The 17,932-nt window shown below is 72.3% G+C and carries 18 protein-coding genes and 1 rRNA gene; 10 read left to right on the top strand and 9 right to left on the bottom strand.

The genetic code is table 11. The annotated features are described in order from the left end of the window. The first annotated feature begins 10 nt into the window (after window positions 1-10). Together rrf and J3486_RS35165 are read left to right on the top strand one after the other, a co-directional pair. Window positions 11-127 (top strand): 5S ribosomal RNA (gene rrf, locus J3486_RS35170). 94 nt (window positions 128-221) lie between these two features. Beyond that, a complete protein-coding gene (locus tag J3486_RS35165) occupies window positions 222-863 on the top strand; it encodes a DNA alkylation repair protein (RefSeq protein ID WP_207827861.1) in 642 nt (213 codons plus the stop codon). 21 nt (window positions 864-884) lie between these two features. On the opposite strand, the gene J3486_RS35160 is transcribed toward J3486_RS35165, so the two are convergent. Continuing rightward, window positions 885-1,496, bottom strand: coding sequence for a TetR/AcrR family transcriptional regulator (locus J3486_RS35160; RefSeq protein WP_207827838.1), 612 nt, complete (start codon window positions 1,494-1,496; stop codon window positions 885-887). 185 nt (window positions 1,497-1,681) lie between these two features. Here J3486_RS35160 and J3486_RS35155 point away from each other — a divergent pair, with 185 nt between their 5' ends. Then, window positions 1,682-3,391: an MFS transporter gene (locus J3486_RS35155; RefSeq protein WP_207827837.1), complete on the top strand. Its 1,710-nt coding sequence runs from the start codon at window positions 1,682-1,684 to the stop codon at window positions 3,389-3,391. Between the two features lie 39 nt (window positions 3,392-3,430). On the opposite strand, the gene J3486_RS35150 is transcribed toward J3486_RS35155, so the two are convergent. Together J3486_RS35150 and J3486_RS35145 are read right to left on the bottom strand one after the other, a co-directional pair. Continuing rightward, on the bottom strand, window positions 3,431-4,231 hold the full coding sequence (locus J3486_RS35150; RefSeq protein WP_207827836.1) for a maleylpyruvate isomerase N-terminal domain-containing protein: 801 nt from the start codon (window positions 4,229-4,231) through the stop codon (window positions 3,431-3,433). 87 nt (window positions 4,232-4,318) lie between these two features. Next, window positions 4,319-5,218: an AraC family transcriptional regulator gene (locus J3486_RS35145; RefSeq protein ID WP_207827860.1), complete on the bottom strand. Its 900-nt coding sequence runs from the start codon at window positions 5,216-5,218 to the stop codon at window positions 4,319-4,321. Between the two features lie 140 nt (window positions 5,219-5,358). On the opposite strand from J3486_RS35145, the gene J3486_RS35140 reads away from it, so the two are divergent. Next, window positions 5,359-5,922 (top strand): 3'-5' exonuclease, encoded by a 564-nt coding sequence (locus J3486_RS35140; protein ID WP_207827835.1) that lies wholly within the window; start codon window positions 5,359-5,361, stop codon window positions 5,920-5,922. A 26-nt stretch (window positions 5,923-5,948) separates the two neighbouring features. Here J3486_RS35140 and J3486_RS35135 read toward each other — a convergent pair whose 3' ends face one another. Continuing rightward, on the bottom strand, window positions 5,949-6,707 hold the full coding sequence (locus J3486_RS35135; protein ID WP_207827834.1) for a DeoR/GlpR family DNA-binding transcription regulator: 759 nt from the start codon (window positions 6,705-6,707) through the stop codon (window positions 5,949-5,951). A 60-nt stretch (window positions 6,708-6,767) separates the two neighbouring features. Between J3486_RS35135 and J3486_RS35130 the strand changes: the two genes are divergently transcribed. After that, window positions 6,768-7,229, top strand: a complete 462-nt coding sequence (locus J3486_RS35130) for a DUF4406 domain-containing protein (RefSeq protein WP_207827833.1) — start codon at window positions 6,768-6,770, stop codon at window positions 7,227-7,229. After that, window positions 7,226-7,936, top strand: coding sequence for an NUDIX domain-containing protein (locus J3486_RS35125; protein ID WP_207827832.1), 711 nt, complete (start codon window positions 7,226-7,228; stop codon window positions 7,934-7,936). Before J3486_RS35130 ends, J3486_RS35125 begins: the two co-directional genes overlap by 4 nt. Here J3486_RS35125 and J3486_RS35120 read toward each other — a convergent pair. Further along, the gene (locus J3486_RS35120; RefSeq protein ID WP_207827831.1) at window positions 7,899-8,798 is read right to left on the bottom strand and encodes an aldo/keto reductase; all 900 of its coding nucleotides are present in this window, start codon (window positions 8,796-8,798) and stop codon (window positions 7,899-7,901) included. The two genes, J3486_RS35125 and J3486_RS35120, sit on opposite strands and share 38 nt — an antisense overlap. 140 nt (window positions 8,799-8,938) lie before the next feature. Here J3486_RS35120 and J3486_RS35115 point away from each other — a divergent pair, with 140 nt between their 5' ends. Beyond that, window positions 8,939-9,304 carry a hypothetical protein gene (locus tag J3486_RS35115; protein ID WP_207827830.1) on the top strand — a complete coding sequence of 122 codons (366 nt, stop codon included), beginning with the start codon at window positions 8,939-8,941 and terminating at the stop codon, window positions 9,302-9,304. A gap of 81 nt (window positions 9,305-9,385) precedes the next feature. On the opposite strand, the gene J3486_RS35110 is transcribed toward J3486_RS35115, so the two are convergent. After that, complete coding sequence (locus tag J3486_RS35110; RefSeq protein ID WP_207827829.1) at window positions 9,386-10,141, bottom strand: MBL fold metallo-hydrolase; 756 nt, start codon at window positions 10,139-10,141, stop codon at window positions 9,386-9,388. A 118-nt stretch (window positions 10,142-10,259) separates the two neighbouring features. On the opposite strand from J3486_RS35110, the gene J3486_RS35105 reads away from it, so the two are divergent. From J3486_RS35105 to J3486_RS35095, 3 genes are all read left to right on the top strand, one after another. Beyond that, window positions 10,260-10,667, top strand: coding sequence for a MerR family transcriptional regulator (locus tag J3486_RS35105; protein ID WP_207827828.1), 408 nt, complete (start codon window positions 10,260-10,262; stop codon window positions 10,665-10,667). A 5-nt stretch (window positions 10,668-10,672) separates the two neighbouring features. Then, complete coding sequence (gene trxA, locus J3486_RS35100; RefSeq protein WP_207827827.1) at window positions 10,673-10,993, top strand: thioredoxin; 321 nt, start codon at window positions 10,673-10,675, stop codon at window positions 10,991-10,993. 177 nt (window positions 10,994-11,170) lie between these two features. Beyond that, complete coding sequence (locus tag J3486_RS35095; RefSeq protein ID WP_207827859.1) at window positions 11,171-13,396, top strand: AAA family ATPase; 2,226 nt, start codon at window positions 11,171-11,173, stop codon at window positions 13,394-13,396. On the opposite strand, the gene J3486_RS35090 is transcribed toward J3486_RS35095, so the two are convergent. Genes J3486_RS35090 through J3486_RS35080 form a run of 3 tightly spaced genes read right to left on the bottom strand, consistent with a single transcriptional unit; the run spans window position 13,386 to window position 17,873 of the window. Then, window positions 13,386-14,189 (bottom strand): hypothetical protein, encoded by an 804-nt coding sequence (locus J3486_RS35090; protein WP_207827826.1) that lies wholly within the window; start codon window positions 14,187-14,189, stop codon window positions 13,386-13,388. The genes J3486_RS35095 and J3486_RS35090 overlap by 11 nt on opposite strands. A gap of 29 nt (window positions 14,190-14,218) precedes the next feature. Beyond that, window positions 14,219-16,432 carry a 1,4-alpha-glucan branching enzyme gene (gene glgB / locus J3486_RS35085; protein WP_207827825.1) on the bottom strand — a complete coding sequence of 738 codons (2,214 nt, stop codon included), beginning with the start codon at window positions 16,430-16,432 and terminating at the stop codon, window positions 14,219-14,221. A 55-nt stretch (window positions 16,433-16,487) separates the two neighbouring features. After that, window positions 16,488-17,873, bottom strand: coding sequence for a maltokinase (locus J3486_RS35080; RefSeq protein ID WP_207827824.1), 1,386 nt, complete (start codon window positions 17,871-17,873; stop codon window positions 16,488-16,490). Between the last annotated feature and the right edge of the window lie 59 nt (window positions 17,874-17,932).

Raw genomic sequence — 17,932 nt, 5'->3', positions numbered from 1 at the left:
TTCATAGTGTTTCGGTGGTCATAGCGTGAGGGAAACGCCCGGTTACATTCCGAACCCGGAAGCTAAGCCTCACAGCGCCGATGGTACTGCAGGGGGGACCCTGTGGGAGAGTAGGACGCCGCCGAACAAATTTTGAGAAAACCCCCGGACCGGGATACGGTCTGGGGGTTTTCTGCGTTTAAGGGGAGATTTCCGTGGCCGGTACGACACTGGACGACGTGATGGCCGAACTGGCCGCCCTGGAGGACCCGAAGGTTCGGGCCGTGAACGAGAAGCACGGGGACGACCACGGGGTGAACCTCGGGAAGCTGCGGGCGATCGCCAAGCGGCTGAAGACCCAGCAGGAACTCGCGCGGGAGCTCTGGGACACGGGCGACAGCGCGGCGCGACTCCTCGCGCTGCTGATCTGCCGGCCCAAGGCGTTCGCGCGGGACGAACTGGATGCCATGCTGCGACAGGCTCGTACACCCAAGGTGCACGACTGGCTTGTCAGCAATGTGGTGAAGAAGAGCCCGCACGCCGAAGAACTGCGGGTGGACTGGACCGGCGATCCGGATCCCGTGGTCGCCGGTGCGGGATGGACGCTCACCGCCGAGCGCGTCGCGAAAAAACCCGAAGGAATCGACCTCGCAGGGCTGCTCGATGTCATCGAGGCCGAGATGAAGGACGCCCCGGACCGATTGCAGTGGGCGATGAACCACTGCCTGGCCCGGATCGGGATCGACCACCCCGCGCACCGGGACCGGGCCATTCGCATCGGTGAGCGGCTCGGCGTGCTCAAGGACTATCCGACCTCGCCGGGCTGCACCTCCCCGTACGCGCCGGTCTGGATCGCCGAGATGGTGCGCCGGCAAGAAGCGTGAGCGGGGCGGCGGAGTTCGGGGTCAGGCGGATGCTGTCGCCAGGCGTTCGGCTTCCGCGGGTGGGCAGCCCGCCGCCGACAGGACCGCGACGACCGCCGCGCGGCCCGCTTCCGCGGCCGGGAGCACTCCGTCGTTGACGGCCTCCATCAGGCCGAACAGCACCTGCTCGTGGACGTAGGCCAGCGCCTCCGCAGGCAGCGGTGAAATGAACTCACCCTTCTCCAGGGCCTGTTGGATGAGGTCCGTGCAGACATGACGGACCGGGGCCAGTCGTGCCCTGATGCCTTCCATCGTGACGCTGCGCTGAGCCAGGTGGACCAGGAGGCGGTAGCGGTCGGCGATCGGCCAGATGGCCTGGATCGCGCGGGCCACCGCTTCCGCCGGGTCCGTGACACCCTCGCGGCCGGCCGCGTGCGCGTCGGCCACCGCCTGCGCCGCGTCGTCGACCAGCGCCTCGATCAGCGCGTCACGGCTCGGGAAGTGCCCATAGACCGTGCGGCGCACCACCCCCGCCGCGCGGGCGATCTGGTCCATCGACGCGTCGGGGTCGCGGAGCAGTTCGGCGAGGGCGACGTCGAGGATGCGGCGGCGGTTGGCGTCGGCTCGTACGGAAGCGGCAGTCACACCGTTCATTGTGCCTGGGGGCCTGGCCGGCTCGGCATGTGCCGTATCCCTCGCATCTCCCGCATCTCTCGCCGCGCCCGCGGCCTGTTCTCGGCGCTGCCGTTTTGCACACTGCTGTGCAACGACGTAGATTGCACAGCGATGTGTAATTGCACAGCCTTGTGCAAGTTCCTGCCCTGGAGGGGTTCCGCGCCATGCGCCTCGTCATGAACGAGCCGGTCGAGAACATGGACCGGCCGTACGCCCGCCGCTGGTGGGCGCTGCTCGTGCTCTGTCTGAGCCTTCTGATCATCGTGATGGCCAATACGGCACTCACCGTCGCGGCGCCGGACATGACCCAGGACCTGGGTCTGAGCAGCGCTGATCTGCAGTGGGTCATCGACGGCTACACCGTGCCGTACGCCGCGCTGATGCTGTTGCTCGGCGCCATCGGCGACAAGTACAGCCGGCGGGGCGCGCTGCTGCTCGGCCTGGTCGTGTTCGGGGGCGGGGCCGTCGCCGGGTCGCTCGTCGACAGCTCCACCGGGGTCATCACGGCGCGTGCCGTGATGGGTGTCGGGGCCGCGATGATCATGCCTGCGACGCTGTCGCTGCTCGCCGCCACGTTCCCCCGCGCCGAGCGGGCCAAGGCGATCGTGCTGTGGACGGCGACGGCCGGACTCGCCATCGCCGCCGGGCCGTTGGTGGCCGGTGCGCTGCTGCGTGACCACGGCTGGGCGTCGACGTTCCTGATCAACGTGCCGATCGCCGCCGTCGCGATCGTGGGTGCGCTGGTCCTCGTACCGCCGTCGAAGGCCGCCAAGCACGGGCGGATCGACTACGTGGGCGGTGCGCTGTCCGTCGTCTGGGTCGGGGCGCTCGTCTACATGATCATCGAGGGGCCGCACTTCGGTTGGGGTGCCAAGGCCGTGACCGCCGCCGTGGTGGCGGGTGTGGCGCTGGTGGCCTTCGTGGTGTGGGAGCTGCGGCACCCGCGGCCGGTCCTTGACGTGCGGCGGTTCGCACAGCGGCGGTTCGCCGGGTCGAACCTGGCCGTCGCGCTGTTCTTCCTCGCCGTCTTCGGTGCCTTCTACTACCTCACGCAGGACCTGCAGTTCGTGCTCGGGTACGACGCGCTGGAGACCGGTGTGCGGATGCTGCCCCTGGCCGGGGCCGTGTTCGTCGGGTCCGCGCTGACCGGGTTCCTCACGCCGCGGATCGGCATGAAGATCACGGTGACGGCCGGCATGGTCGGCGGGACCGCGGCCCTCGCGCTGCTGACGCGGGTCGACGCCTCGTCGACGTACGGGGACTTCGTACTGCCGCTCGTCATTCTCGGCCTGGCCATCGGGCTCGCGTTGTCGCCCTGCACCGACGCGATCATGGGGTCGTTCCCGGAGAGTGAGCTGGGGGTCGGCGGCGCGGTGAACGACACCTCGCTGGAGCTCGGCGGTTCGCTGGGCATCGCGATCCTCGGCTCGGTGCTCGCCGGGTCGTACTCCTCGCACCTCGCCGACGCGGTCAGCGGGACGAAGCTGCCGGGCGACGCGCTCGCCACGGCGCAGGACTCGGTCGGTGCCGGGTACGTCGTCGCGGAGCGGATCGGGGAGCAGGCGCACAAGCTCGCCGGGCAGGCCGGTGCCGCGACCGATCCGCAGCAGGCGGCGCAGCTCAAGGCGCAGGCCGGTCAACTCGCCGACGGGGCGCGGCAGATGGCGGACGCCGTGGGCGCCTCCTTCTCGGACGCCGTGGCGCACACGAGTGTCGTCGGGGCCGTGATCCTCGGCGTCGGCACCGTCGTCGTGGCCGTGCTGCTGCCGCGCAAGCGGCGGGGCGCGGAGGCCGACGCCGCGGGGCCGGATGCCGGTACGGAGACCGGTACGGCCGGTGCGGCGGCCGACAGCACCTCCGTCAGCGTCGGCTGAGGCGGACGCCCGGGGCCGCGGGCCCCGGGCGGCGTGCCGTCACTGCGTGGCGGTCGCGAGGCAGGCGCGCAGCTCAGCCACCGCTTCGGGAGCGCCGGTGACCGTCACCCCGGACGGGTCGCCGGCGCTCCGGCGGTTCCAGAGGTCGAGCAGCAGGGCCTGGGGCGAGCCGGTCAGAACGGTGTCGGCGGCGGTGCCGTCACCGGTGCCGTCCTCCACGGTGAACTGGCCGGGGCCCGTGCGGATCCGCCAGGCCGCCGCCTTCGTGCCGAGCGCGCGGATCTCGTAGGTCCGGCCGGGGGAAGCGGCGAGGGCGTCCGCGAAGTACTCGGCCCACTCCGTGACGCCGTACGCCGTGAACACCTTCAGCAGCTCGTCGATACCGTCGATCGCCAGGTCCTCGGGGACGGGGGCGATCGGCTCTCCCGCCGCCAGCTCGGCGTCGATGCGGTGGATCACCGTCTCCTGCGCCATCCGGCGGATCCAGAAGCCGACGGACCGGTCCGGCTTGTACCAGCCGCCCGCCGGGTCGCCGGGGGCGCGCGTGGTCAACTCCCCGCGCAGATCGGCGTACGCGCGGTCCAGGAGATCGAACGGCTCGGCGTCGGCCGTGCCCTTCGGCGGCCACTCGGACTCGGTGCCCTCGCGCATCGCGTGCGTCTTGTCCACGTAGACCTGCCCGACGTGCCGCACCAGGTCGGCGACCGTCCAGTCGGGGCAGCTCGGGACCACTGCGGTGGTGTCCGCGGCCGTGGCGACGGAGCGCAGCCGGTCGAAGTCCGCCGCCAGGCAGTCGAGGTAACGGGTGTCGGGCAGAGGCACTCGTACGTCGTGAGTCATGGGGCCAACGTAGCCTCGCCCACTGACAGTCGGCCCTCGACGTACGGTGCCGTGGCCGGAAGGAACGGCCGTGTCCCGCCGGGCGGTTCAGGGCTGTTCCCGCTCCACCGGGAGCCAGAGTTCGGCCCGCGCCGTCGGGCCGTTCGCGGACTCCGTGAGACGGGTGCGCAGGAGTTCGGGGCCGGGGCGGGTGCGGTACGGGTTCGACGGGAACCACTCCGTGTACACATCGCTCCACAGCCGCTGGATCGCCTCCGGCGCGGGGCCCGACGTCGTGAAGACCGCCCAGGTGCCGGCGGGGACCGGCAACGTGGGCAGCCCGGCCGGCAGGTCGTCCCGGAGCGCGGTGCCGGACGGGAGCACCACGCCCTGGTAGTAGTCGAGTTCGCTGCCCTCGGCGCGGCCGGGGTCCAGGTCGTCGCAGACCGCGAGGACGCCCTGCGGCTCCTCGGCCGAGCGCCGCGCCAGGGTACCCAGTGCACCCATGACCTCGCCGTCCAGACCGCGGACGAACTCCTCGATGGCCGTGTTCGGGCCCGAGTACACCAACGGCACCCGGGCCTTCGGCCCGACGACCGTGAATTCCGCCCGGTCCACCACTCGGTACCGCATGCTGCTGCTCCCTTCGACGGTGAGGCGGAAGGAGAGCCGGGGCTGTGAGACCAGCGCGGCGCCGGTGCGCCGGGCCTCGCCGGGGCCGACCCCGTGCAGGGTCCGGAACGCGCGGGCGAACGCCTCGCCCGAGCCGTACCCGTACCGCACCGCGATCGTCAGCAGCGGCTCCCGGCCCGCGAGCACCTCGGCCCCTGCCACGGTCAGCCGGCGCCGGCGCACGTACTCCGACAGCGGCATCCCGGCCAGCGCGGAGAACATCCGCCGCAGGTGGTACTCCGACGTGGCCGCGATCCGCGCGAGCTCGGTGACATCGAGCTCCTGGTCGAGCCGCTGCTCGATGTGGTCCATGGCCTGATTGAGCCGGTCCAGCACCCTGGCCTCCTTCGTCTTCCTGATCACCAAGCTAGGCGCGGCGGCGGGAGGCGGGCCCGACATTCCCTGCCCGGTCCGGTCGGGCGCCCGGTCCATAAAGCGTTCGCGGCCGAGCCGCCCCGCTTCGTACGCTGCCGTGCATGCCGCCCTCCGCGCCCACCGCGCTCCTCAACGTCGTCGACGTCGAGGCCACGTGCTGGGAGGGGCAGCCGCCCCCGGGCGCGGTGAGCGAGATCATCGAGGTCGGGTTGACCGTGGTCGACCTCGCCGCCGGTGTCCGCGTGGCGCGCCGTCGCATCATGGTGCGGCCCGTGCGGTCCCGCGTCGGCGACTTCTGCACCGAGCTCACCGGGATCACCCGGGCCGAGGCCGACGCAGGGGTGGACTTCGCCGAGGCGTGCCGGACGCTGCGCGAGGAGTACGCGGCGCGGACGCGGCCGTGGGCCAGCTGGGGCGACTACGACCGCAAGCAGTTCGAGCGCCAGTGCCAGGGGGCCGTCGGCCGCTGTCCCTTCGGGCGGACGCACATCAACGCCAAGGCCGTGTTCACCGGTAGCCACGGTCTGCGCAAGCGGCCCGGGATGGCGCAGGCGCTGCGGATCGCCGGGCTGCCGCTGGAGGGACGGCACCACAGGGGCGAGGACGACGCGTGGAACATCGCCGCGCTCGTGCTGCATCTTCAGGAACGCGGCGACTGGGAGTAGCTCCGTGGACCCCGGTCCTGCGGGGCTCAGGGCGCGGCGAGGATCTCCACTCCCTGGCTCGTCAGCCGCTCGGTCACCGGGTGGCCGGGGGCCGCGTCCGTGATCACGCCGGTGATGTCCTCCCAGGGCAGCACCCGGTAGCGGGACGCCGTGCCGATCTTCTCCGACGAGGCGAGTACGTAGGTGTCGGCGGCGCGGGACGCGAGGACCCGCTTCATCGCCGCCTCCTCGGCGTCGCCCGTGGTCAGGCCCGCCTCCGGGTGCACGCCCGTGACGCCGAGCAGGAACAGGTCGGCCGACACGTTCTGGGCCGCCTCCACCGCGGCGGCGCCGCAGGCCACCGCCGAGTGCTTGAAGACGCGGCCGCCGAGGAGGAAGAGCTCCGCGCGGGGGTGGTCGATCAGCGCCGCCACGATCGTCGGGCTGTGTGTGATCACGGTGCAGGACAGATCGGGCGGGAGCCGGCGGGCGACGGCGAGTGCCGTGGTGCCGCCGTCCAGGATCACGGCGCTGTCGGGGCGCACCAGCGCGGCCGCCGCCGCGGCCACTTTCTGCTTGCCGTCGGGGGCGACGGTCGTGCGGGTGGCGTAGTCCGCGACCGCGGGCGAGGCGGGCAGTGCTCCGCCGTAGACCCGCTGGCACAGTCCCTCGGCGGCGAGATCACGCAGGTCGCGGCGCACGCTGTCCTCGGAAATGCCCAGGTCGGCGGCGACGTCCTTGGCGACGATCTTGCCTTCGCGGGCCAGCAGGGCCAGCAGATGGTCGCGCCGTTCGGCAGCCAGCATCCGTACCTCTCTCCGGTTCTTGCCTGGTCTTGCACGTTTCTGCATGTATCGTAGCGCGGCATGAACGACGAACAGAACTCCGTGCAGCCCCAGCAGCCCCAGCAGCCCCAGCAGCCCCTGCTCGTGCTGCTCGCCGGTCCCTACCGCTCCGGCACCGGCGGTGACCCGGAGGCCATGGCCGCGAACCTCGCCCGGCTCGAAGAGGCGGCCTGGCCGGTCTTCGCCGCCGGGCACATCCCGATGATCGGCGAGTGGGTGGCCCTGCCCGTGCTGCGGTCCGCCGGAGCGGGACCGACCGACCCCCTCGCCGAGCAGGTGCTGTACCCGACCGCCGAGCGGCTGCTCGCCCGCTGCGACGCCGTGCTGCGGCTGCCTGGCGCGTCCGCGGGGGCCGACGCGGACGTCGCCACCGCCCTGCGCCGCGGCCTGCCGGTCTACCACGACGTGGCCGAGATACCGCGCCGCGTCCCCGCCGCCGACGAGCGCCGCACCCCCGCCGCCTCCGGTCAGGAGACCGTATGAGCACCGGCGCCGCCCCCAGGCCCGGCGTCGACGTGCCCGATCACCGCGGCCGCACCGGGCTCGACCGGGCCGGGCGCGACCTGGACCGCAACCCCGGCGTCGTCGTCCGCGACGTGGAAGTGACCTCGCGGGGCTGGCACGTGCTGCGTCGCACCACCTTCGACTACCGCCGCCGCGACGGGAGTTGGGAGACCCAGCAGCGCGAGACCTACGACCGGGGCAACGGCGCGGTCGTCCTGCCGTACGACGCCGGACGCCGACGCGTGCTGCTCACCCGGCAGTTCCGCTACCCGGCCTACGTCAACGATCACCCCGACGGCATGCTCGTCGAGGCCGCGGCAGGGCTGCTCGACGGCGACGACCCGCTCGCGGCGATCCGTCGCGAGAGCGCCGAGGAGCTGGGCGTGACGCTCGGCCGGGTCACCCCCGTCTTCGAGGCGTACATGAGCCCCGGCTCCGTCACCGAGCGGCTGCACTTCTACGCCGCGCCCTACACGCCCGCCGACCGCACAGGACCCGGCGGCGGAGTGGCGGAGGAGGGCGAGGACATCGACGTACTGGAGCTGGACTTCGACGAGGCCCTCGCCATGGTCCGCGACGGGCGGATCGCCGACGGCAAGACTGTCATGCTGCTCCAATGGGCCGCCCTGGACGGCCCGTTCGCCGCCGTCAGGCCGCGCTCAGCGCCCGCAGTTCCCGCTCGCTGAGCCGGATCGCGCCGGCCGCCACGTTCTGCGCGACGTGCTCGGGGTCGCCCGTGCCCGGGATGGCCAGCACGTTCGGGCCCTGGTGGAGCGTCCAGGCCAGCCGGATCTGGGCCGGGGACGCGTCGTGCGCCGCGGCGATCTCGCGCAGCGCCGGTGAGTCGGCGTCCTGCACGCCGCCCGCGTGCCCGCCCCGGCCCGCGACCGCGAAGAACGGGACGAAGGCGATGCCCTCGGCCGCGCAGAGACGCAGCAGTTCGGCGTCCCCCTCCCGCACCCGGCCGAGCCCGAACGGATTCTGCACGCACACGATCGGTGCCTCCTTGCGCGCCGCGGCGAGCGCCGCCGCGTCCACGCCCGAGACCCCGATGTGCCGGATCAGGCCCGCGTCCCGCAGCTCGGCGAGCGCGCCCACGAACTCGCCGATGTGCGGCGCGCTGAGCTCGTTCACCCGCATGTTGACGAGGTCGAGGTGGTCGCGGCCGAGCTGGCGCAGGTTCTCCTCGACGTCGCCGCGCAGTTCGTCGGGGCGCGCCCAGGCCGCCCACTCGCCGGCGCGGTCGCGGCGCGGGCCGACCTTGGTGGCGACGACCAGGTCGTCGGCGTACGGGGAGAGCGCCGCGTTGATCAGTTCGTTGGCCGAGCGGCGCGAGGAGAAGTAGAAGGCGGCCGTGTCGATGTGATTCACGCCGAGCTCGACGGCCCGGCGCAGGACGCGGACCGACCGCGCGCGGTCGGCGACGGAGGAGTTGTCGAAGGCGGTACGGCCGGGAAGCCGCATCGCCCCGAGGCCGATGCGGTGAACCGGGAGGTCACCGAGGAGCCAGGTGCCGGAGGCGGCTGCGTGCGGGGTGCTGCTGTTCATGGATCTCCTTGCTGAGTACGACACTTGAGAACGGCACTTGAGAACGTCACTGGCGAACGCCACTGGAGTACGACACTTGAGTACGTGGCCTGAGTACGGGCGCTCAGGCGTGAGCGCCCCGCGACGGGTGTGATGGGGACATGACCTCCTCCGCCCCGGCCGCCGCACGCGACAGCGCCCCGCAGTCCCGTGAGTGGATCGGCCCGCTCCTGTCCACGGTCGTGACACTGCCGGGGGCGTTCGTCGCCCACTTCTTCGCGGGGCTCTCGGCGATGGCCTGCGATTCCTGTACGGACGCCCAACTGGCCACCTTCGACCCGAGCTTCGACCGGGGCTTCTCGACGTTCGGGTGGCTGCTCCTGGTGGCACTGGTCGTGCTGGGTGTCGCGTGGCTGCTGCCGTGGCAGCGGCGGTTCACGGCGTACCGGATCGGGGCCGCCGTGGCCGCCCCGTTCCTGGTCGTGGTCGCCGTCCTGGTCTTCGCCTCGCTGGTCAGCTGGCCGTAGCCCGATCCGCAGGCCGTAGCCGGACTGCCGGGCTGGAGCCGGACTGCCGGGCTGGAGCCGGACTGCCGGGCTGGAGCCGGCTCAGAAGGCCGTGCTCTCCCCGGGCTTCAGCAGCCGCAGCCGCTCCGACAGGCCCGCCGCGTCGAACGCCGCCGTCAGCGTCGACCCGTCCTGCGTGAAGTGGCCCCAGTGCTCGAAGTGCAGCGGGACGACGTGCCGGGCGCCCAGGATCCGCGCCGCCTCGGCCGCGTCCTCGCTCGTCAGGGTCAGCGGGGCGTCCGGCACCAGCGGGGTGCGGGCCGCGCCCGCGAACAGCAGGGCCACGTCGATGTCCGGGAACCGGCCGGCGATCTGCCGGACGCGGTCCAGGGAGGCGTTGTCCCCGGACACGTAGACCGTCGGCAGGCCGTCCCCCGCCAGCACGAAGCCGGTGACCTCCCCGACCACCGGCTCGCTGCCCTCCGGGCCGTGCAGGGCGGGGACGCCCGTGATCCGGACCCCGCCGACCTCCACCTGCTCCCAGGCGGGAAGGGCGGTGACCCGGTCGCCGATGCGCTCCCTCGCCGCGGCCGTGGACAGCACGAGCGGCACGTCGTCGAGGGCGTCGCGGCCCGCGCGGTCCAGGTTGTCGGGGTGCTGGTCGTGGGAGAGCAGCACCGCGTCGACCGGCCCGATCCCGGCGCGGGCGATGCCGGGGCCCGCCGTCTTCACCAGCGTCCGGGTGCCGACCGCGTACGTGCCGGGCGCGTCGAACGTCGGATCCGTGAGCAGGCGCAGACCACCCACCTCTATGACGGACGTGGGGCCGCCGACGTATCGGACGGTGAGTGCGGGCATCGCATACCTCCAGGGCTGGTCGTGAACTTCGGGTACAAGAACCCGCTCCGGCCGGATATTCCGGGAATTTCGGCCGGAGCTGGCCTTGACGTCAGGGGCAACGTTTACGGTCGTAGGCATGCGCATCGGAGAGCTCGCGGACCGCGCCGGGGTGACCACGCGGACGCTCAGGTACTACGAGTCGCGCGGGCTGCTGCCCGCGCGGCGCGGCGGCAACGGCTACCGCACCTACGACGAGGAGGACCTGCGGGCGCTGCGGCAGATCCGCACGCTGCAGGACTTCGGGTTCGACCTGGAGGAGACCAGGCCGTTCGTGGAGTGCCTGCGGGCCGGGCATCCCGAAGGGGACTCCTGTCCCGCGTCGCTCGCCGTGTACCGCAGCAAGCTCTCCGAACTCGACGCGCTGATCGGCGAGTTGAGCGCTGTACGCGAGAAGGTCGGAGCGCAGCTGGTGCGCGCCGAACAGGCCATGAACGCGCTGGCCGCGGAGGACGAGTCCGCGCCGCGCTGCGAACTGAGGGAGTGATCACGATGGCGTTCCGTGAGGTGACCAACGCGGACTTCGACGAGCAGGTCGTGAAGTCGGGACGGCCGGTGCTCGTGGAGTTCACCGCCGAGTGGTGCGGGCCGTGCAATCAACTGGCCCCGGTACTGAAGGCCGTCGCCGAGGAGGAGCGGGAGCGGCTCGACGTCGTGGCGATCGACGTCGACGCCAACCCGGACATCGCCGTGCAGTACGGAGTGCTGTCCATGCCGACGCTGATGGTCTTCAAGGACGGGGAGCCGGTGTGGTCGCGGGTCGGCGCCCGGCCGAAGCGGCGGCTCCTGGAGGAATTGGCCGAGGCTCTCTGAAACGAACGAGAAGCCTCTGAAGCAAATCCTGCGGGTTGGAAAGAATCCCTGCCCGGGGTATATTCGGTGTTTCTGTGTGCCCACAGAAAAGGCCCCTCACTGGGGGCCAACTAAACACACCGTACCGGGCAGGGAGCAGTTTTGTCAAGCCGGGAATCCTCCGTATCCGAGAAGGAACTGCAAAAGGAACAGGAATTCATCGACCGGCTCTACGCGCGCGTCGACGAGCTGCGCGGCGAGGCCGCGGAGTCGGTCACGGACGCCCTGACGCCGGTCGGCACCGGTCAGCAGGCCAGGCTGGAGCGCGACCTGCTGGTCGTGGAGCGGTCCGGACTGCTGGCCGCGCTGAACGCGGTCGACGGCTCGCTCTGTTTCGGCCGGATCGATCTCACGGACGACGTGACGCACCACATCGGGCGTATCGGAATTCGTGCGGACGACTCCGCGCTCACCCCGATTCTCATCGACTGGCGTGCGCCGGTGGCGCGCCCCTTCTATCTCGCGACCGGGCATACGCCGATGGGTCTGCGGCGGCGCCGGCACATCACCACCGAGGGCCGGACCGTCACCGAACTGCACGACGAGATTCTCGATCTCGGTGACGACGAGCGCACCGGTTTCGAGGACCCGTCCGGTGACGCCGTGCTGCTCGCCGCGCTGAACTCCGCGCGTACCGGCCGCATGGGCGACATCGTGCAGACCATCCAGGCGGAGCAGGACCGGATCATCCGCCACGACCACCGGGGTGTGCTGGTGGTCGAGGGCGGTCCCGGCACGGGCAAGACCGCCGTCGCCCTGCACCGCGCCGCCTTCCTCCTCTACGAGCACCGGGAGCTGCTCGCCAAGCGGGCCGTGCTCATCGTCGGCCCCAACCCGGCCTTCCTCTCCTACATCTCCGAGGTGCTGCCCGCCCTCGGCGAGACCGGGGTGCTCCTGTCGACCGTCGGCGAGCTGTTCCCGGGTGTCCACGCCACCGCCGTGGACACGCCGCGCGCCGCCGCCGTGAAGGGCGCCGCCGCGATGGCCGACGCGCTCGCCGAGGCCGTCCGTGACCGCCAGCAGATGCCGGAGCCCGGGGCGCCGCTGGTGATCCGGCACGACGACGGCGACCTGATCCTCGACTGGGAGATCGCCTACGAGGCACGGCAGGCGGCCCGCGACACCCAGCTCCCGCACAACCTGGCCCGCCCGCACTTCGCCTTCCGGGTCATCGACGCGCTCACCGACCAGCTGGCCGAGCGGATCGGCGCCGACCCGTACGGCGGGCCGAACTTCCTCGGCCCCGACGACCTCGCGCAGCTCGGCAAGGGCGTCGCGGCCAGCGCCGAAGTGCACGCCGCCATCGCCGAGTTGTGGCCCCGGCTCACCCCGGAGGAGTTCGTCGCGGACTTCCTGGCCGAGCCCGTCCACGTAGCGGACGAGGAGGCCGCGGCGATCCGGCGCGAGGTGACGGGGCCCGCCGACTGGACGCCCGCCGACGTGCCGCTGCTCGACGAGGCCGCCGAGCTGCTCGGGTACGACGACTCCGCCGAGCGGGCCGCCGCCGAGGCCGCGCGCCAGGAGCGGATCGCCTACGCGCAGGGCGTGTTGGACCTGTCGAAGGGCTCGGAGACGTTCGAGTTCGAGGACGAGGACGAGTCCGAGGTGCTCGCCGCGCACGACATCGTCGACGCCGACCGGGTCGCCGACTGGTACGAGGAGGAGGACCACCGCAGCGCCGCCGAGCGCGCCGCCGCCGACCGGACCTGGGCGTTCGGCCACATCATCGTCGACGAGGCGCAGGAGCTGTCCCCGATGGCGTGGCGGCTGCTGATGCGGCGCTCGCCGACCCGGTCCATGACGCTGGTCGGCGACCCCGTGCAGACCAGCGAGGAGGGGGGCGTCGGCGCATGGTCGGACATCCTCGCCCCGTACGTCGAGGACCGCTTCGAGCACACCCGGCTCGGCGTCAACTACCGCACGCCGAGCGAGATCATGGAGCTCGCCGCGGCCGTCGTGCGTGCCGAGCACCCGGGCTTCGAGCCGCCGTCGTCCGTGCGCTCCACGGGCGTACGTCCCTGGGTGCGGGCCGCCGACGACCTGCCCGCGGCCGTGGCCGCGGCGGTCGCCGAACTCACCCCGGACGAAGGCAGGTTGGCGGTGATCGCGCCGCGCGAGCTGCACGGGACGATCGCGGCGAAGGTGGACGGGGTGACGGCGGGCGCCGCCCCCGACCTGACGCACACGGTCGTGCTGCTCGACCCGCGTCAGGCCAAGGGCCTGGAGTTCGACTCGGTGCTCGTCGTCGAGCCGGCCCGGTACGGGACCAGCGATCTGTACGTGGCGCTGACCCGGGCCACCCAGCGGCTCGGCATCCTGCACACCGGTGAACTGCCTCAGGCGCTGCGGCAGTTCACTTCCTGAGCGGGGGCAGGTCGGCGCAGAGGGCGGCCGGGAAGGCGGGCTCGATCCGGTGCACGTCGGTGCAGCCGCCCTTGACGCCGCGGGCGATCGGCTTCCAGCCGGACTTCTCGGCCCGGAAGAACCACCGGTCGCCGATGCTCGCCCCGCAGCCCGGCGCCGCGCCCTTGGGGCAGGCCGGGCCCACGAGGGAGGAGACGTCGAACACCAGCCACTTCCCGTCGCAGTGCTCCTCGCCACGGGAGGTGTGGTTCGGCACGTCGAGCGCCGCGACCGCCTGGTCGTAGGAGGCGGGGGTGCAGCCGGTGGGGGCCGGGTGACAGCCGAGCTCACCGCACAGGCGCAGATCGGGGGCGGTGGCCGCGTCGGCGGTGAAGGTCCGCAGACCGTCGACGCTGAGGACGCGCTTGCCGAGCGGCGCGGGCAGCCGGGTCCGCACGGTCGCCGTCCTCTCCCGTGCGACACAGTCGGGGACGCCCCCGGTCTCGTAGGTGACCTGCACCCACACCGTGCGGTCCGAGGTGCTGGTGACGACCGCTTTCAGATTCCGGTAGCAGGGGGAGCCGCTGCCCTCGACGTTCGGCACCGTCGGGGTGAGGGTCAGGGTCCGGCCGTCCGCGGCGAGCCGGGCGGCCCGCACATCGGTCGGGGCGTACGTCTGCCACCGCGCCGGGGTCGCGGAGGCGGTGCCCCCGGCCCCGGCCGCGCCCGCGTGCTGGGTGCCGCAGGCGGCGAGGACCAGCGCGCCCACGGCGCACAGCAGACTCACGACGACGGATCTGGCAGGCGGCTTCATGGGGTGACCATAAGCCGCCCGAGTCCGTCTCAGGCCGGCCGTAGCCAGACCGTTGCCAGCGGCGGCAGGGTCAGCCTGACGCTGGCCGGACGGCCGTGGGAGCCCTCCGCGTCGGGCTTCACCGGGTCCGGGTTGGTGACGTCGCCGCCGCCGTAGCGGGCCTGGTCGGTGTTGAGGACTTCGTGCCAGGCGGGGATGTCGTCGGGGACGCCGAGCCGGTACTCGTGGCGGACCACGGGGGAGAAGTTGGAGACGGCGAGCAGGGGGGTGCCGTCGGCGGCGTGGCGCAGGAAGGCGAAGACGTTGTCCTCGGCGGCGTCGCCGATGACCCAGGAGAATCCGGCGGGGTCGGTGTCGCGTTCCCACAGGGCGGGCGCGTCGCGGTAGACGTGGTTCAGGTCGCGGACGAGGTCGCGTACTCCGCGGTGGTCGGCCTCGGCTCCGTAGGCGGGGTCGAGGAGCCACCAGTCGGGGCCGTGGGCTTCGGACCATTCGGCGCCCTGGGCGAATTCCTGGCCCATGAAGAGGAGTTGTTTGCCGGGGTGGGCCCACATGAAGCCGAGGTAGGCGCGGTGGTTGGCGCGTTGTTGCCACCAGTCGCCGGGCATTTTGGAGACGAGGGAGCGTTTGCCGTGGACGACTTCGTCGTGGGAGATGGGCAGGACGTAGTTCTCGCTGTAGGCGTACACCATGGAGAAGGTCATCTCGTTGTGGTGGTACTTGCGGTGTACGGGTTCGTGGCTGATGTAGTCGAGGGAGTCGTGCATCCAGCCCATGTTCCATTTGAGGCCGAAGCCGAGGCCGCCGAAGCCGGCGGGGCCGGTGTGGTGGGTGGGGCGGGTGACGCCGTCCCAGGCGGTGGATTCCTCGGCGATGGTGACGACGCCGGGTACCCGGCGGTAGAGGGTGGCGTTCATCTCCTGGAGGAAGTCGACGGCGTCGAGGTTCTCCCGGCCGCCGAACTGGTTGGGGGTCCATTGGCCCTCCTCGCGTGAGTAGTCGAGGTAGAGCATGGAGGCGACGGCGTCGACGCGCAGGCCGTCGATGTGGAACTCCTCGCACCAGTACAGGGCGTTGGCGACGAGGAAGTTGCGGACTTCGCGGCGTCCGTAGTCGAATTCGAGGGTGCCCCAGTCGGGGTGGGCGGAGCGCAGTGGGTCCTCGTGTTCGTACAGGGGGCGGCCGTCGAACTCGGCCAGGGCCCAGTCGTCGCGCGGGAAGTGGGCGGGGACCCAGTCCATCAGGACGCCGATGCCGGCCTGGTGGAGTGTGTCGATGAGGTGTTTGAAGTCGTCGGGGGTGCCCAGGCGGGCGGTGGGGGCGTAGAAGCCGGTGACCTGGTAGCCCCAGGAGCCGCCGAAGGGGTGCTCGGCCACCGGTAGCAGTTCCACGTGGGTGAAGTTCAAGTCGGTGAGGTAGGCGGGGAGTTGCTCGGCGAGCTGGCGGTAGGTGAGGCCGGGGCGCCAGGACGGCAGATGGACCTCGTACACCGAGAAGGGCGACTCGTGGACGAGCCGGGTCGGGCGCTTCATCAGCCAGTCCCCGTCCTGCCACGCGTGGTGGGAGGCGTGGATCACCGAGGAGTTGGCGGGCGGGACCTCGGTGCGGGTGGCCAGCGGGTCGGCGCGCATCGTCTTGCTGCCGTCGGGGCGGGTGATCTCGTACTTGTAGAGCTCGCCCTCGCCGATGCCGGGCACGAACAGCTCCCACACGCCGGAGGAGCCGAGCGAGCGCATCGTGTGGGCCGCCCCGTTCCAGTAGTTGAACGTGCCGACGACCCGGACACCGCGGGCGTTCGGCGCCCAGACCGTGAAGCGGGTGCCCGCCACGTCCTGGTGGGTCATCGGGCGGGCACCGAGCGCGGTCCACAACTGCTCGTGGCGGCCCTCGGAGATCAGGTGCAGGTCGAGTTCGCCGAGAGCGGGCAGCAGGGCGTACGCGTCCGCGGTGCGGTGGGTCGTGTCGGCGTAGGTGATCTCCAGCTCGTAGGCGGACGGGACCTCGCGGAGCGGGAGGAGCGCGGAGAAGAACCCGTCGCCGTCGTCGTGGAGTTCGGCGTGGATGCCGTCCGGCGTGCGGACGGCGACCTTCAGGGCGAACGGGCGCCAGGCGCGGAACGCGGTGCCGCCGTCGGCGGGGTGCGCGCCGAGCACTCCGTGCGGGTTGTGGTGGGTCGCGGTCAGGAGGCGGTTCCGATCCGCCTCGGGGACGGGGGCCGCAGTGGTGGTGGGGCGGGCGGTCACGTGGGGGCCTCCTTGGGCGCCTTCGTTCGTTCCGGGTCGGTGCCGGTCGTGGTTCTTACGGGGCTTTGCTCTCTTCCGCCAGCCTCGCCAGGGCCGCCATCGGGACCGGGAGCCAGTCCGGGCGGTGGCGGGCCTCGTACAGGGCCTCGTAGATCGCCTTGTCCGTCTCGTACGCGCGCAGCAGCACCGGGTCGGTGCGCGGATCCCAGCCGGAGGACTCCGCGTAACCCGTGCAGTACGCGGCCCGGCACGCCTCCGACCAGGCCGGGGACCAGGGGCGGTGGGAGCGGGCCGCGTAGTCGAAGGAGCGGAGCATCCCGGCGATGTCGCGGTGCGCGGGGTGCGGCATCCGGCGCTCGGCCAGCGGGCGGGACGGCTCGCCCTCGAAGTCGATCAGGCGCCAGGCGCCGTTCGGCGCGCGCAGGCACTGGCCCAGGTGCAGGTCGCCGTGGACCCGCTGGGCCTGCCAGGTGTGGCCGCCCGCGGCCAGATCGGCCAGCGCGTCGAACGCGGTGCGCAGCGCGGGCACGTACGGATGCAGCGCCGGGACCTGCTGGGCCGTCGACTCCAGGCGCCGCGTCATGGCCGCGGCCAGCTGCTCGGTCTGGGCGCGGGTGTAGGTGACGGTGGGCAGGGCGTGCGCGAGGGCGGTGTGCACCTCGGCGGTGGCGCGCCCCAGCTCGTGCGCCTCGTACGTGAAGTCCTGCTGGTTGGTGAGGTGTTTGAGGGCCAGTTCCCAGCCGTCCGCCGCGCCGTCGAGGAACGGCTGGAGCAGACCGAGCGTCGTCTCGCCGTCCGCCGTCTCGAACCAGGCGACCGGCGCCGGCACCCGGTCGCAGCCCTCGCGGGCCAGCGCCAGGGGCAGTTCCAGATCAGGATTGGTGCCCGGCAGCACCCGGCGGAAGAGTTTGGCGATCAGCTGATCCCCGTACACCACCGAGGAGTTGGACTGCTCGGCCTGCAGCGGGCGCGGCGCGAGGTCGCGGGGGACCTGGCCGTACGGGCCGCGATGGAAGCGCAGGGCGCCGAGGGCGCCGGGCCTGCGCAGCCGCTCCAGGAGCACGGCGGCCTGGCGCGGGTCCTGCAGCGCCTCGTACGCGACACGGCCGGCCAGCGGGCCCCGGTCCATGTGCCCGATCGCGGCCGAGGCGAGGTGCGGGGCCAGCGCCTCGGCCGTTCCTATGAGCAGCTGGTAGCAGTCGCCGGGGCCGTCGTCGTCGGCCGGTGGCTGATGGGCCCGCAGCAGGAGGTGCAGCAGGGACGCGCGGGGCAGCAGCGGCGTGACGGAGTCGATGGTGAAGCCGGTGACCGGCCGGCCCTTGCCCGCGAACCAGCGCTGGCGCGGCAGCCACTCGCGCAGCAACGGGCCGAGGGACAGGAGTAGTTCGGAGTGACCGTCCACCGAGGCGGTCACAGCGGGCCGGGCTGCGGCTTCCGACATGGCGTCGCGTCCTTTCCCCGGGCCGGGAACGCGGGCGCTCGACGACGGTGTACGCGGTC

This window comes from Streptomyces sp. VRA16 Mangrove soil (assembly GCF_017377775.1).
Classification (GTDB): Bacteria; Actinomycetota; Actinomycetes; order Streptomycetales; family Streptomycetaceae; genus Streptomyces.
This window is presented reverse-complemented; position numbering and strand designations above follow the sequence as displayed.

Excerpts from the sequence above, each read along its gene's own strand:
- J3486_RS35165 (WP_207827861.1), top strand. The coding sequence starts at position 222 with ATGGCCGAACTGGCCGCCCTGGAGGACCCGAAGGTTCGGGCCGTGAAC.
- J3486_RS35160 (WP_207827838.1), bottom strand. The coding sequence starts at position 1,496 with ATGAACGGTGTGACTGCCGCTTCCGTACGAGCCGACGCCAACCGCCGC.
- J3486_RS35155 (WP_207827837.1), top strand. The coding sequence starts at position 1,682 with ATGCGCCTCGTCATGAACGAGCCGGTCGAGAACATGGACCGGCCGTAC.
- J3486_RS35150 (WP_207827836.1), bottom strand. The coding sequence starts at position 4,231 with ATGACTCACGACGTACGAGTGCCTCTGCCCGACACCCGTTACCTCGAC.
- J3486_RS35140 (WP_207827835.1), top strand. The coding sequence starts at position 5,359 with ATGCCGCCCTCCGCGCCCACCGCGCTCCTCAACGTCGTCGACGTCGAG.
- J3486_RS35135 (WP_207827834.1), bottom strand. The coding sequence starts at position 6,707 with ATGCTGGCTGCCGAACGGCGCGACCATCTGCTGGCCCTGCTGGCCCGC.
- J3486_RS35130 (WP_207827833.1), top strand. The coding sequence starts at position 6,768 with ATGAACGACGAACAGAACTCCGTGCAGCCCCAGCAGCCCCAGCAGCCC.
- J3486_RS35125 (WP_207827832.1), top strand. The coding sequence starts at position 7,226 with ATGAGCACCGGCGCCGCCCCCAGGCCCGGCGTCGACGTGCCCGATCAC.
- J3486_RS35120 (WP_207827831.1), bottom strand. The coding sequence starts at position 8,798 with ATGAACAGCAGCACCCCGCACGCAGCCGCCTCCGGCACCTGGCTCCTC.
- J3486_RS35115 (WP_207827830.1), top strand. The coding sequence starts at position 8,939 with ATGACCTCCTCCGCCCCGGCCGCCGCACGCGACAGCGCCCCGCAGTCC.
- J3486_RS35110 (WP_207827829.1), bottom strand. The coding sequence starts at position 10,141 with ATGCCCGCACTCACCGTCCGATACGTCGGCGGCCCCACGTCCGTCATA.
- J3486_RS35105 (WP_207827828.1), top strand. The coding sequence starts at position 10,260 with ATGCGCATCGGAGAGCTCGCGGACCGCGCCGGGGTGACCACGCGGACG.
- trxA (WP_207827827.1), top strand. The coding sequence starts at position 10,673 with ATGGCGTTCCGTGAGGTGACCAACGCGGACTTCGACGAGCAGGTCGTG.
- J3486_RS35090 (WP_207827826.1), bottom strand. The coding sequence starts at position 14,189 with ATGAAGCCGCCTGCCAGATCCGTCGTCGTGAGTCTGCTGTGCGCCGTG.
- J3486_RS35080 (WP_207827824.1), bottom strand. The coding sequence starts at position 17,873 with ATGTCGGAAGCCGCAGCCCGGCCCGCTGTGACCGCCTCGGTGGACGGT.